The following is a 15,254-nucleotide window of genomic DNA, read 5'->3' as shown; positions in this document are numbered from 1 at the left end:
TCTACTTTTCTACTAAACTCCCTTTCCGTACACTATCACTAGCTGTTTATTATTTATTCACTGCCATACCTTCTCTACAAACTTCGAAATCAGGCGCAATTTTTCGTCCATTTGGCATGTTGAGCCACAATCTTAATAAATGACGTCTGCGCTCATCTTCTTCATAATCCTCAAATGTAGTTCGTGAATGGAAAATCGTATAATTATTAACGAACTGCATATCACCTGGTTCCATCATCATATCAATATGCATGTTTGGATCATGCGTAAGGGAATCGATAAAGTTAAATACTTCAATTTCCTCTTTCGTCAAAGAAACGCCTGTTTTTGTTTGTGCTGATTCAACATATTGACGTAAATATCGGCAGCTCAATTTACCATCGTGATAGCTAAAGATAGGTGATGTAAATATCGGAGATTGACCTGGTGCTTCTTCCCCACGAAGATCATGGAAGAATGGACGATAGAGGGTGTCAAGATACTCTGGATGCTTCTCTAAAATTTCATTATAAACAGCATTTGCACTTGCAATACTACTTAAACCGCCAGATTTCGCTTTGCGAAGACATAGCAATCCAACTACATCAGCAAGATCTGTATGATAGTCAAGATGCACATTCGTTTGGTAACCACGTACTTTTTTATTATCCTTAAAGTCAAGACCTTGGTCTTTTATATGCCCTAAGAGAGTTCCTTTTAAGTCTTGCGTAATTGGTTTACCCATATGAAGTCCAAGACCCCAATAAATGATGCTCGCTTCCTCATCACTATACCTTTCCATTGGCAATCCACGAATTAATAGAAACCCTTTCCCATTCTCCAGCTCATCTACAAAATAAGCGATTTCATCCGCAAGATCAGGAATCAGGAAATCCTCCTTTTTAAAATCAGGAGCTTTCAAACCCTTTTGTTGAACATGAACTACAGCCTTTTCAAGCTCTGCGATTGTTTTCTCGGACAAATAATAAATCCATGATTCATCCTTAGCTAAATCCTTTCCTTTCCACGCTGATGGTCCTTGAATTTTTTCATTTAACTTAAGCGACATACAGATTCCTCCTTCAAATTAATAGCATTTATACCCGTCAGCTTATGAACTATGATGAGTTTATTAGGTTTCGAAATTCTTGTATAATTTTTTAAATATTCGGATTATTAAACTTACTATACTCTAAAAACTCACCTTGTAGATTCACTTCAAAATAATACATTCAAATTCCCTAACTAAGGTTGGTCACTCAGGGAGCATTTACTTAGCCCAAAGTCCCCCATCAACAGCCAAGATTTGTCCTGTACAATAATTAGAAGCAGCAGATGCAAAGTAAATGACAGCTCCTGCTAAATCATTGTCACTGCCTATTCTCATTAGTGGAATTTGGGAAGCAATAATAGGACCTGCTTTTTGTAAAAGTGAGCCTTGTACTTCTGAACCATTCATTCCTGTAGGGAAAATTCCGGGAGCAATAGTATTCACATTCACTCCATGACGCCCCCACTTAACGGCAAGATCTTTCGTTAAACTCATCACCGCACCCTTACTAGTTGTATATCCTATAGCATCAACTACTTCTGGGTCAGTACCTTTAAATCCAATCGTAGACGAAATGTTAATGATTTTTCCGTATTCGTTCTCAATCATATGTCTTCCTACAGCCTGACACATCAAAAATGTCCCAGTCACATTTGTATCCATCATGGCTTTCCATTCTTTTAAAGTCGTTTCAATGGCAGGCGTTTGTGAAGCGACTCCACTAGCGTTAATAAGAATTTCAATCTTTCCAAAATGAGAAACAGCTTTATCTACAGCTTGACGGGCTGATTCAGGATCTGTTACATCCAATACAAGCGCAAGCCCTTGGCTTCCTAACGCCTCGATTTCTTTCACTACTTTCTCACAAACTTCTATACGGCGTGAACCTACAACAACGTTTGCACCTGCCTCTGCCAGCATCAAAGCCATGAGACGCCCTAGACCACTTCCTCCTCCTGTAACGATTGCTGTCTGTCCTGTTAAATCAAACAATTTTCCACTTGACATTTTAGATCTCCTCCTCAAAGTGAAAAGAATCAATGAATTTGAAATAATACTAAATAACTTCTTCCTCAGCTTTTACCGTTGCATCGCTTCGCTTGGCAGGACGTACACCCATCCAAAACAATATGCCGATAATGAGCATTCCAACAGAAGAGGCTTGAAACCCATAACCATATCCCACGCCTTCAGTCGCTGAATGTTGAATAAGATAACCGAATACGAGTGGAGCAATAATGCTAGTTGAACTTGCTAGAGCAATGAATGTCCCTTGAGCCTTGCCGATGTTTTGAGGAGAAAAGAACTCCATCAATATAGCTGGTGCGAGTGATAGAATTACATAGGCAAATCCGGGAGCAAGGCTAAAGAAAAGAATCGCCATAGCTGTTGAATCGGCGGCATTTCCTAAATATACACATACAGCCGATAGCACCATCATGAAGCCAGCAAGATTGATGCGTGCTTTCCGTATATCTCCTGTTTTGCGATACATCCAATCCGAAAATATGGCAAATCCAATTTGGCAAAAGGCAGCAAACAGAAAAGGTAAAGATACAGCTAGCTGCAACGTTTGACCGTTAAACTGTTGAATGTTCGTAAAGTAGGCTGGAAACCAAACCGCTTGAATAGTCAATAACCAATAGGCACAACCTCCACACAAAACAACTAAAATGAAATTCTTCGAAATAAGATGTGGAAGAAACTCGCGCCAAGAAACCTTTGAAAGACTGGATGACTGCTCATTCTCTTGATGAAAAGAAGGATACCCGATTTCTTGTGGACTTTCTTTCCCAAAAATCTGCCATAACACAAGCACGATTAGTCCAATCACACCCATCGCAATAAAGGCAGATCTCCATCCATATTGCTCGATTAAAGAGATTAATAACGGCGAGGCAATCGCTGAGCCACCTGTCGTTCCTAATAACACGGCACCAAACCCTATCCCATGTCGGTGTTTCGGGAACCATTTTCCCATGATGGCCGTAGATAGAGCCGGAGCTGGACCTTCACCTGCTCCTAAAATGATCCTCATTAACACGAGCAGAGACATACTGGAAACAAAAGGAGTAGCAAATTGAATCAGCAACCAAATCAAAGACATCCACGATAACATTTTTTTCTTATTTTTGGAATCCGCCATGCCGCCAAGAAGAAGCGAAGAAAAGGTAAAAGCCCAAAAGAAGGAACTTCCCACCACGCCCCATTGGGATGGACTTAACTCTAGCTCTTTCATGACTGGAACGGAAACCAAACCGATGGTAATTTTATCCACTTGGTTGACCATACCGGAAAGAACTAGAAACAATAAGATAATCCAAGAATATCTTGGCGTACTTGTCATATACCTCACCCTAACTTTCACATAGGGGCACCTTTTCCTTCCAATCGGAAAAGGGACCATCCTTCACATATGTCATTGGTGTTCTTAGGAACGCCCCCCTCCCTTTACTTCAAGTTTTCGATAATACCGCCAGATGTTTGTTTACGTGGAGGTATACCGCCGCGACCTGGTTTCCCTGTATTTTCATCAATAAACATTGCGAAATCTGGGGAAATTTCTCGGCCGTTTGGCATCGTAAGCCATAATCGTAATAAATGGCGTTTGCGTTCTAGTTCTTCATAATCTTCGTACTGAGTACGTGAGTGAAGCACGACATAATTATTGACGAATTGCATATCTCCCTCTTCTAGCATCATATTAAAATGCATGTTTTCATCATGAAGAAGGGAATCTAGTATGTCTAATGCTTCGATTTCTACTTTTGACAGCTTGATGCCTGTTTTCTCTTGCGCTGATTCGATGAATAAGCGAACATATCTACAGCTCAATTTGCCATCATAGTAACTAAAGATAGGTGATGTGAATACAGGCGCTTCACCTGGTCCTTCCTCCCCGCGACGATCGAAGGAAAATGGACGAGAGAGGATGCCAAGATACTCTGGGTACTTCTCCAGAAATTCATTATAAACCGCCATCGAACTGACGATGCTGCTGTATCCACCCGTTTTTCCTTTTCGAAGACTTAATAACCCAACGACATCTGATCCATCTGCGTGGAAAGGAAGATGCAATTTCGTTTGATAGCCACGTACATTTGAATTTTCTAAACTAAGCCCTTGATCAATAACGTGCCCTAAAAGGTCACCATTTGCATTTTGCGATACCGGAATGCCCATATGAAGTCCAAGCCCCCAGTAAATGATGCTTGCTTCCTCATCACTATATCTTTCCATTGGCAATCCACGAATTAATAGAAACCCTCTCCCCTTCTCCAATTCATCTACAAAGTACTCGATTACATTCGCAAGATCGGGAATCGGAAAGTCCTCCTTCGTAAAATCAGGCGCTTTTAAACCCTTTTTTTGCACATGAGATAAAGCATTCTCTAATGAGGCAATCGTTTTTTCAGACAAATAATAAATCCATGAATCATCTTTCGCTAAATCCGTTCCTTTCCAAGCTACTGACCCTTGAACTTTATCCTTTAAAATAATCGACATATAGAATCCTCCTTAAATAATAGTATTAGTGTCTTACTTCACTTCCGTCAGTTGTCTTAACTCTCTTCGCAAAATTTTCCCTGTGGAGTTCTTAGGCAATTCCTTGAGAAATTCAACTTGTCGAGGAAGCTTATATTTTACCAGCTTATCCTGACAGAAATGGAGAATGTCATCTATTGTGAGTTGCTTATCCTTGACAACAACATACGCTTTTACACTTTCTCCGTATCCTTCGTCAGGAACGCCAACTACAGATGCCTCTACAATAGAAGGATGTTGATACAACACTTCCTCTACTTCACGCGGATAGACATTGTAGCCTCCAACAATAATAATGTCCTTCTTGCGGTCCACAATATAGATGTAACCTTCCTCATCCATTCGTGCTAAATCGCCCGTGTAAAGCCATCCATCTATTAGGGCTGCTGCTGTAGCTTCCGGCATATTCAGATATCCTCTCATGACATTTGGCCCTTGAACAACTAATTCTCCGACTTCTCCTCTCGGTAATTCGTTTCTTTCCTCATCGACTACCTTGCTTTTGACACCTGGAATATCGATACCAATAGAGCCTGGCTTGCAAGTTCCCTTTAAAGGATTAATAGCAACGAGAGGAGACGTTTCAGAGAGTCCATATCCTTCTAAGATTGAAACGTTAAACTTGTTTTGGAAATTTTGAAGTAGCTCGATTGGAATAGATGCCCCTCCTGAAATACACAAGCGAATGGATGAAAAATCCTCCGCAATCGCTTCAGGCAATTGATAGATAAAACTGTACATCGTAGGTACTGCAGCGAAAACGGTTGCCTTTTTTTCTCGAATGGTGCTGACCACGTCATGAGGGCTGAATTTAGGCTGGATCAGGACTGTTGCCCCACAAGCAATTGGCGCATTCAGACAAATTGTCATGCAGAATACATGGAACATTGGCAGAACAGCTACGACACGATCTTTAACATCGAGTTCTAGTAATTTTGAAATGGAGTCCGCATTTGAAACCAAGTTCCGATGCGTTAACATTGCACCCTTTGGTTTCCCGGTTGTTCCTGATGTGTATAGAATGACTGCAAGATCTTCATCATCAATGTAAGGGCTTCCATAAACATTAATGCTTGTGCCTGTTTCCATGAGATGCTCCCATGTCGATTCCTGATCCTCGGCTTCGGTATAAACCACAAGCTTCAGATTTTCCAATTGCTTTTTTACTTCTGATAACTTCGGTTCTACAGATACATGAGCAATGACCGCTTTGGCTTGACTATTGTCTAATAAGTAGTTGATTTCCCCTTGGGTATACAAAGAATTGATCGGAACAACAAATGCACCAAGCCGTAAAATACCGTAGTACGCAATGAGAAATTCAGGACTATTTCCTAAAATAAGAGCCACTCCATCTCCCTTCCTGATTCCTTGTACATACAGACCAGCAGCCAATCGATCCACCTTCTGATTTAGTTCTTGATAAGTAACACTTTTATCTCCATAGATATAAGCGATACTTTCTGGGAAATTACTTGCACTTCTTTTTAGATTTTCGTTTAAGTTATAACTCATTAAATGAAGTCCACCCCTTTTCTCACATAGGAGGCTTTGAATACCCACTATTTTGAATTTTTTAAATATTATTACATTTTGAGTATACTCATAAATTATAATTAAATAAAATTAAAGATTTTAATTTGTATATAAGTATTAATAATATTAAAAAGGAACTTCAGGATAACAGAAGGGCTACTTCGATGATCTCTCCATCTACTCCTAAATAAAAAGACAAAACCCCAGTAAAGAGCTTTGTCTTTTTTTATATTTTTGATTAATTTATAAAATAGAGCTATTGCAATAATTGGTTCTTTAGATATTTTTCTATTAACTCAATAAATAAGTTCATAGATTTCGTATGCGATTCCACAGATTCTGTTATAACTGAAAAATTTCTTTTTATCGGTGTCCCTTTTACATTTAATACTTGAATGGTACCAAGTATTCTTTCTTTTTTTACAGTAAGTTCAGATAAGTAACTAATGCCAAGCCCGGCTTCAACTGCTTCTTTTATAAGTTGTGTGCTGCCGAACTCCATTAACTTGGAAGGACGTATTTGTAAAGATTGAAATAATGTTTCTGTTGCCTCTCTTGTACCAGAACCTACTTCACGGACAATCCAATTCTCTTGTTCTACCTGTCTTCGTGTAACTTCCTTATTGAAATAAATTGGATATTTACCCCCTGCCACGATATACATTTGGTCGGTGGAAACGGATTTTATATATATATTTCGAAGAGAAATTTCCCCCTCTACAATTCCTACATCGATTTCATGACTTGTGATTGCTTTGGCAATATCCCTTGTGTTGCCAATCTGTACCGAAGGGAAGATATTAGGAAATAGGTTTTTCATTCTTGCAAGTATATGTGGTAATACATACTCTCCAAAGGTATAACTGGCACCAATTTTTAATGGTCCTGTTGGCTCATTATTTAATTCATTCACTAACATTGACATTCGTTTATATAAACCTGTTATTTCTTTAGCATGTAAATAGACTATTTCTCCTGCTTTAGTTAGCTGGACAGATTTGTTTGTTCGCAGAAGTAGTTTTGCACCTACATGTTTTTCCAATTGTTGAATTTGCTGGCTGACTGCAGGCTGAGTCATATGAAGCTCTTCCGCTGCTCTGGAAAAGTTTCTTTTATCAGCTACAGATATAAATACAGATAATAGTTGATCCATAGGTTCTCCTTCTCACTATCGTATTCACTTATTATAACTATAATAATCATTTATTTCCCTTATTATAAATCATCAGTTACGATAAATCACAAATAATCCAAAAAAAGGGGTTGAAAAACATTGGAACAAAAAGCGTTAATAACTCCCAGTCCAAATAAGCAAGAAAAAGCAGCAAAAAAACTAAATGTTTCTTTGATTTCTGGAATTGGTTTTACATTGATCATAGCCGTGTTAGGTTTTATTTTGGCAGCATTGCCAGGTCTAAATCATATTGGACCTCTTGCGTGTGCCATTTTACTAGCTGTGGTTTATAGACAGGTTTTTGGATATCCAGAAAAATTACGTACTGGTATTCAATTTTCATCAAAAAAACTATTGAGATTTGCCATCATACTTTATGGATTAAAGCTTAACATGATTGTGATATTTCATCAGGGTTTCCCTCTATTGCTAAGAGGGGCAATAACGATCATTTTTTCAATTGTTGTTCTTATGATCATTGCAAAATGGCTGAAGGCAGATTTTAATCTTTCTTTATTATTAGGTGTCGGCACAGGCATTTGTGGTGCGGCTGCCATCGCGGCCGTATCGCCAATTATAAAAGCAAAAGATGAAGATACGGCTATGGGAGTAGGCATCATCGCATTAGTCGGCACAGTGTTTTCAATAATCTATACGCTAATATATCCTTTTTTATCAATTGGTCCTATGAACTACGGAAATTGGGTTGGAATCAGCCTACACGAGATAGGCCATGTTGCTTTAGCTGCTGCCCCGGCAGGCCAGGATGCTCTTGCTCACGCATTACTTGCCAAACTTACACGAGTATTCCTATTAATTCCGGTTTGCATTATCCTCATGCTTTGGATGAAAAAGAAAGGAAAAATAGAAGGGGAGGCAAGATTCGAGTTTCCATGGTTTTTAATCGGCTTTATCGTTATGAGTTTTGTGGGAAGCTATATCATTGGTAATAAGGTATTGGTATCACAAAAAGTGATGTCTGATATTGCAGACTTCACATCATTAATGTTAACAATGTCAATGACCGGATTAGGATTAAATATTAGCTTGAAAGAATTACGTACCAAAGCAATACGTCCACTTATTGCCATTATTATTACATCATTTCTTTTATCATCGTTAACGTATATTAGTCTTTAACAAAGAATAAAAAGGAGAATTTTTACCCACTGCAATACATATATGACCGTCATGAATATGTTCAAACCGAATATTTTTCTTTTTTTAACTCATTATAGATGCATGGATCATAGCAAAATCGTAATTTTCCTTGTTGAAATTCTGAATAATATCTGTAGGGTTTTGCTCAACTAATTCAAATTCAAATGTTATTTCACTATTTTTCGAATTAAACTTTACCATGATTTGAAGTATAAAAGAAAAAGTAGGCGCAGGATCGGGAACATTGCTGACAAGTATACCAATTCATGTCGTCCCTACCTCTTATTCATGCTGTTCAAGGTTGGCTAATTCTTCTTCGTATATTAAACGAATATAAGATGAGGAGAAACTTAAAATTCTGCTCCTCCCACGGCCCTCCGACATCAGTCTCCCGAATCATGTGCTCTATTTGAGCAAGCATTCTTACAAATCTACTCATTATATAGTCAGGCTAGAGATTATTCATAGAGGTTTCGCTTTGCATCACTCCATCGATACAAGAAAAAAGAAGAAAACATTTTTCAAAGAAATATCGTTTTCTTCTTTTCTTTTTTCTTCTTTCATTGCTCTCTTCGTTGAGGAAAAATCAAATTAGTCTGTGTAAAGTGAGAATAAAGTTATTTAATTTTAAAACCTAAAACAAGCATAACCCCGTTCTAAATTTAGGACGGGGTTAAAATATAGTTGTTTAATTTTCGATATAAAATATTAAAGAAAATGGGTCTATATCGAATGTAATGTTGCGTAAAGAAAATAAAGAGAGTAAAAGATTATTATGGCAAATGATTATATTGATTATTTTGCTTATTATAGCTATTTTTCGTGGGCGTTAGTTGAAAAAGAATGGAGGAAACCCAATAAATAGGGCTTCCTTTTATCGTTTTATCAACATCAAGATTTAACAGAGCCTTTTAATTAATTTTCCGTTTAAATCATATATAGATAACTTACGTTTAATCTAACACACTTAGATAAAAGGACAAGATATTTCATATAGTCGTTCTATACACATAAAATACGTGATACAATTGCGAATATACGTTCTTTATTAAGCAATATTTTTTACAAGGGTGTGTTTTATGATTTTAAGAGTTTACGCTTATTTAAGGTTGAATAACACATTGCTTGATAAAGAATTTAAGAGAGATAGTTACAATATGAAGTGAGCATGATTATTAAGGAAGGGTGTGGAAAACGATGGATTTGGAAACGGTTATGCAGGAACTGGAGGCGCTCGGTAAGGAACGAACCAAAAAGACGTACATAAGCAACGGTGCACATGAACCGCTTTTTGGTGTAGCTACAGGCGCAATGAAGCCGCTCGCAAAGAAAATCAAGAAAAATCAGACTTTAGCTGAGCAGCTTTACTCTACCGGGAACTACGATGCTATGTATTTTGCCGGCATCATTGCGGACCCAATGACCATGACTGAGGTTGATTTTGAACGTTGGATGGATGCGGCGTATTTTTATATGCTGTCCGATTTTGTGGTTGCAGTAACTTTGGCAGAAACCAATTTTGCACAAGTCGTTGCTGATAAATGGATCGCAAGCGGTGAAGAACTTAGAATGTCGGCAGGCTGGAGCTGTTACTGCTGGCTTTTGGGCAATCGTCCCGACAGTGAATTTAGTGCAAGTAAAATTGCTAGTATGCTTGATAAGGTGGAAAATGAGATTCACAATTCACCAGATCGAACAAAATCGGCTATGAATAATTTTATTTACACAGTGGGGATTTCATATTTGCCACTCCATGATAAGGCGGTTGAAACCGCAAAGGCAGTAGGTCCAGTCGAAATCAAGCGGGAAAATAAAAAAAGCAGTATCCTGCTTGCTTCTGAAAATATTCAAAAGGCTATAGATAAAGGGCAACTTGGTTTCAAACGCAAACATGTAAGATGTTAGCATAATGAAAATGGTACAGTGACTATTCAGGTGGGTACGAAAGATGGTATTAACTCTGTATATACAACTGATGAGGAAGGTATTTATCATATTAAATAATTAGAGTTAATCGGGTTGCTGTACGCTAAGCACATCTCAGTATAAAAAGTCAATTTCTTTGAGGGCTCATACAAAGGAATTGACTTTTTTCTTTTATAGAACAAGCCAGAGTTATTCCTCCAGCCTACAGTATATTATAATTCCATTTTATTCAATAAATCTCTTAATGCCTTTACTGATATTTCCTCTAATAATATAAAGATTTTCGGTCTAAATATCTTGCTCCCTCTTGGACATTTTTAGTCTTTTCTCTCGCATCCTGATGGGTAACTGTGATTAGTTGTAAAGATATGTGTAAATCGTTTTTCCATTTGTCCCAATTCTTTTATTTTATAGCCAAAAAAGTTGTCTACCTTTCTAGCCCAAACCTTGTTTGTATCATAGTCTTTTTCAGACTGATAAATGACATGTGGTTCATCTCGATTTATAAACGTCACTCCATTAGCATGGTACAAATCAATCATTTGAATCTCTTCACCAGGTGGTGTATGAGCATCACATGCCTTTTGGTTACTTGTTAAATGTAATGTTGTCTCATTAATTGGCAAGGCTATACAGCAAAAATAATATTCTTCGCCATTGAGATGTCGGTAGAAGTCTCCACGCTTCATTTTATTCTCCTTTTCTAATCACCATAAAAAATAAATACTATTTATAAAACAAAAATAGTTTCTACCACTACCTTCTTAATTATGCAATACTTAATTCCTGTTTGAAGCTAGTTCCTTGATAACATCTACAAATACAAATTGAGGACATTGACCATGGGAAACAAATCGCCGTAATTGTTTAGCAATCGAAGGGAGCAATTAATTCCTTACTTTCAATCTATCCCTTTGTCGAAAATTACAACATATCATATTGATCAATTGTATACTCAAAAATTAAACGATGGTTTAGCAAGCGAGACTGTGAAGAAAATACACATTCTTTTATCTAAAGCGTTGCAGAAGGCTGTGAAGTAGGGATTAATCAAAAATAATCCGGCTAAAGATGTTTCAAAACGCCTAAGCAAATATGGCACTAGGAGGTGCTACGTATTTATGTGCGTTATTTGAATGGGGGCTTACTTCTTACTTTAGATTAGTATATAAATTTACTTATTATATAGGAAAAGCCCTGGACCCTATGAAATCCATGACCTTTTGTTTACCGTTGCATATGTAGTAGTTGCTTTAGTTCACTTGTTGATAACCACGGTCGTTTACGGTGGAGCATACGGTGGCAGTTAGCGCATACTAGGGCGATATCCTCTACCTTTGTTTCTTGGTTATCGTCCATTTCCGATACAGGTTTCGTATGATGACCTTCTATATAACCATGTCCAAGTTCACCGTAATATTGTTGGAAATCAAACTCGCATACTTCGCAAAATAATTTACCGTGCTGTTGTAAGAATCGTTCCTTGGCAAGTTTAATAACAAGGGGGTTTCTTTCACGTACTAAATGCTGTTTTAATTTAACCTTTCCTTCTGGAAAACCTTCGTCATCTTCCGTAAACCCTATACGATCAATTTCGTTAAGTTTACGTAGTACATTGCCTACGGAACTAAAACCGTACTCTAAAATTGCGTTTACTTCTGTATCAGTAATGCCCCGTCCAGACATAGTGCTATTTGCAAATTTAATGTTAATATTGCTTAGATATACGGGGTTATCAAACACTTTGAAGTCGGTAAGAATTATACATCCTATTTGACCCGTATGTACATCCGTTCCAAACATAGTATTCATTCTACCTATAAAACTTTCCCTATCTTCATCACCGTTAGCATTACGGTATCTACCCCATGCTTCAGCTGCCGTTAATACCTCGAAACGTATGTACGTAGCCATACCCAATACCGCTCTTTCTCCTTTAACTCTCTTATCATTTTTAACAAGAAAAAAGAACGGTTCCCCCATGGTTATCGATTTAAAGTTTTTAGTGTCCTTACGCCAAAAGTTAAATTCATCTGCTTCATTATGCGAAGATAAATTCATAAACCATTCCCTAGAAGTAACGCCAATATAACCATTCATGTTTAAACCTCCTGCAACTAACTAATAATGCCTGTACAATATTGTATCATTCTATTAACGTTATTATAGGGTAGATTAATAGTTTTGCAGAATTTAATCTCGGTTATGCAACCCACTACGTTGTTCTGATGCAAAAATTTTAGATGACTTGAGAAAACCTTTAAATTTAATTAGGATTAAATTTAAAGGGCTTTTTATCAAAAATCTATGTTTAATTTAGAAGCTTCCAGAACGCCATATCCTCCATAATTTCGTATCTATTATTGGTAACAGACGTGACTAAGCTATTGTGTTTTTGAAGTCGCGCTATCTTATTAACTATCTGATCACCCTCAGCCTGATTTTCTGGACTGAAGATAGCTTTTACTTCCTTCTTTTTAATGGTAGGTACTCTATGTATAATCCAAGTCAATATATACTGAGCATAGTCATTATCTGTAGTTGCAAAGTGATCTAAAAATTGGGTTGATAGGATTACACCAACGCCATATTCTCTTCCTTCTTTCATAATTTTCTTTAAAGAAGAGAAGTTTTGACTCAAGAAATTATCCGCCTCATCAACAAGTATCATTTTCGTTAATTCACGATAATCTCCTTGAATTGTACTGTGCCCCTTTGTAGACATCTGGGAATAGAAGGTGTCCAAAGTGATTCCTACTATTAGGTTCTGAACACTTGGATCATAGCCAGCCAGATGTACAACAGTTACACCTTGTATCATGTCATATAAGGACTTTGTATTCTCACTATTTGGAGAAAAGATTTCAAAATCATATATTTGTTTTAGTGCTGCATAAAGACTATCTTCTTTTACATCCTCCCGATTCATGAATAGTTCAAACACATTATTTAATGTAGGTGGTACCAGATCCCATGTAGCCATATCAGCCTTATGAATACCAGCTTGTGAATAAGCTTCAATGATTAAATCATTCAATAACTGCTGTTGCTTTATACCTAAATTAAAAGCATTAGCAATTGTTTCTTTAATAGTACTAGCTGTATGCAAAGGCAATAGCGGCTTTAGCTGTTTTCCCCTATATAAAGCTAACGGATTATACGGAAGGTGATATGGATGATACACTGTAGCATTTGTCGCTTCTATAAAGTCATCTTTGATATAATCACCTTTATAATCAAAGATGAGAATATCAATAGGTGTTCCATTTACATTAGATAGAGCACCATCATGTATCTGTTTAATGAGAGATTTAGTAAACTGAGTTTTCCCCGTCCCCATCGTACCAATAATACCTGTATTCGTATGCATGATTTTACTCGTCGTAGTTGGATACCAATACAATGGTTCATTGCTGTTGGCTGAATGACCAAAAAGAATTCTCATTGGTTCTGTTTCATCAGGCAATTTTGTAACGGAAGGTTCTGTAACTAGAGAATTATGATGTAAGTCATGATTCGCCTGAACCGAAGCAATTGCATGGCTTTTTTCATAATTTTTTTTCAAATTTTGCTTTTCTTCCGTTTTCATTTCCTCCTGTTCCATGCTAAGCATTTCACCCTTCGGTTGTTTATATATATCCTCCCAGCCTTTTATGAATTTCTCATACGCTTTTTGCATTGCGGATGGTGTTAAGTGGGTGTAAACGTAGTAATTGTTTTTTACAAAGATATTTTTCTTTTTACTTCCATTTTTGGCTACGAAGTATTCTGAATCGGAAGTACGTATTCCTGTGAACTCTATTGTTTTAATTGTTTTTTGTAAATCTTTTTCCATGAAGAACTGCCAGAAGTTGCGGAAGATTTGTGCGTGTGATTTTTCTGCCCATCTGATTATTTCTCCATCTATGTTCATTTCAAATTCATGAGTGCTCATTAGTAAATCCTCCTATATTTCTCCTCTTTATATATTAGTTTACTAAATTTTAGTTGGCAAATATAAATAAAGATATTAAATGAATTGGTTCTGTTGCAAAAATTTCTAGAGACTCGCAATTAATTTCCAAATTTCGAACATGACGATACTATTACTCTAAAGAAGGTGCGTGATCAAAGTTAGAAATCAGGTTTAAACCATATTCAAGGAGTAAATTAGTCAACTTTGATAAAAAGTTTTAATTTAGGAATGATATGGAAAAGTCAACTGTATTAAGGTGGAACTTATTATGACCAGTGAACAAGGAAAACAATTAAATGAAATAATCAGTCAACAAGACAGAGTTGTTAAAATGCGGATAGATTACTGAAAGTAATTTTCCAACGTGCAAACATGGCATTTTTGAGGAATCGTACTAATGTTAATAGTTCCACTTATCATTATTTATTTTTGCATTGATAAAAGAAAAGTATTTCATATAGGTTTGCGTTAGATGCATCACTAGTCCCAGTTTCTTTCATGCTGCTATACCAATGGTGTCTAAATCGTCAAAAAAATGTACTACTGTATGGTGTTCTTTTGAGTGCCTTTTTCTCTTTTGTTTTCAAGCCCTTGTTAGTCCTATTGGATTTTATGCAATTTAATAAAGGTATGAATTACCTTTATCTTTTTTTAAATTATTTATTGATCTTATTTCTTGCAACGTTTATAACGAAGGTCTTTTCATATTTAAAAAAGAAAGGAACAGGATAAGCGATATTCAGTACAAATGTATCTTCTATATAAAATCAGTGGACATATCTTTGAGTTCGCTGTTTTTTAATGCCCAAAAAGGTTTTGAAAAAATACCGCAAAATTTTTCAAGAGGAATCGCCGCTTTTTTAAAAGATGAAATCCTTAATCACCCAGCTATTAAAAGTGAAATTCCCTAGAATCCCCGCTCAGCC

At 36.8% G+C, this 15,254-nt stretch carries 11 protein-coding genes; 2 read left to right on the top strand and 9 right to left on the bottom strand.

All coding sequences use genetic code 11. The features are described 5' to 3' along the window. Positions 1-49 precede the first annotated feature (49 nt). The 6 genes from ACE199_RS11205 to ACE199_RS11180 form a co-directional block, all read right to left on the bottom strand. Positions 50-1,048, bottom strand: coding sequence for a TauD/TfdA family dioxygenase (locus tag ACE199_RS11205; RefSeq protein WP_375349836.1), 999 nt, complete (start codon positions 1,046-1,048; stop codon positions 50-52). 201 nt (positions 1,049-1,249) lie between these two features. Then, on the bottom strand, positions 1,250-2,038 hold the full coding sequence (locus ACE199_RS11200; RefSeq protein ID WP_375349835.1) for an SDR family NAD(P)-dependent oxidoreductase: 789 nt from the start codon (positions 2,036-2,038) through the stop codon (positions 1,250-1,252). Between the two features lie 49 nt (positions 2,039-2,087). After that, on the bottom strand, positions 2,088-3,377 hold the full coding sequence (locus ACE199_RS11195) for an MFS transporter (RefSeq protein WP_375349834.1): 1,290 nt from the start codon (positions 3,375-3,377) through the stop codon (positions 2,088-2,090). 104 nt (positions 3,378-3,481) lie between these two features. Further along, positions 3,482-4,537 (bottom strand): TauD/TfdA family dioxygenase, encoded by a 1,056-nt coding sequence (locus ACE199_RS11190; protein ID WP_252289629.1) that lies wholly within the window; start codon positions 4,535-4,537, stop codon positions 3,482-3,484. A 33-nt stretch (positions 4,538-4,570) separates the two neighbouring features. Then, a complete protein-coding gene (locus tag ACE199_RS11185; RefSeq protein ID WP_375349833.1) occupies positions 4,571-6,091 on the bottom strand; it encodes a long-chain-fatty-acid--CoA ligase in 1,521 nt (506 codons plus the stop codon). A 277-nt stretch (positions 6,092-6,368) separates the two neighbouring features. Beyond that, a complete protein-coding gene (locus tag ACE199_RS11180; RefSeq protein WP_375349832.1) occupies positions 6,369-7,265 on the bottom strand; it encodes a LysR family transcriptional regulator in 897 nt (298 codons plus the stop codon). Between the two features lie 120 nt (positions 7,266-7,385). Between ACE199_RS11180 and ACE199_RS11175 the strand changes: the two genes are divergently transcribed. After that, on the top strand, positions 7,386-8,426 hold the full coding sequence (locus ACE199_RS11175; protein ID WP_375349831.1) for a YeiH family protein: 1,041 nt from the start codon (positions 7,386-7,388) through the stop codon (positions 8,424-8,426). Positions 8,427-9,644: 1,218 nt separating this feature from the next. Beyond that, the gene (locus ACE199_RS11170; protein WP_375349829.1) at positions 9,645-10,352 is read left to right on the top strand and encodes a DNA alkylation repair protein; all 708 of its coding nucleotides are present in this window, start codon (positions 9,645-9,647) and stop codon (positions 10,350-10,352) included. Between the two features lie 338 nt (positions 10,353-10,690). Here ACE199_RS11170 and ACE199_RS11165 read toward each other — a convergent pair whose 3' ends face one another. From ACE199_RS11165 to ACE199_RS11155, 3 genes are all read right to left on the bottom strand, one after another. Continuing rightward, complete coding sequence (locus ACE199_RS11165) at positions 10,691-11,062, bottom strand: hypothetical protein (protein ID WP_375349828.1); 372 nt, start codon at positions 11,060-11,062, stop codon at positions 10,691-10,693. A 538-nt stretch (positions 11,063-11,600) separates the two neighbouring features. Next, positions 11,601-12,473 carry an HNH endonuclease gene (locus ACE199_RS11160; protein ID WP_375349825.1) on the bottom strand — a complete coding sequence of 291 codons (873 nt, stop codon included), beginning with the start codon at positions 12,471-12,473 and terminating at the stop codon, positions 11,601-11,603. Between the two features lie 211 nt (positions 12,474-12,684). Then, positions 12,685-14,307 (bottom strand): ATP-binding protein, encoded by a 1,623-nt coding sequence (locus ACE199_RS11155; RefSeq protein WP_375349823.1) that lies wholly within the window; start codon positions 14,305-14,307, stop codon positions 12,685-12,687. Positions 14,308-15,254 lie beyond the last annotated feature (947 nt).

Origin of the sequence: Peribacillus sp. Hz7, assembly GCF_042136355.1 — a bacterium.
Taxonomy (GTDB): Bacteria; Bacillota; Bacilli; order Bacillales; family DSM-1321; genus Peribacillus; species Peribacillus asahii_A.
Note: the sequence above shows the minus strand (reverse complement) of the source record. Positions and strands in the feature narration are given on the sequence as shown.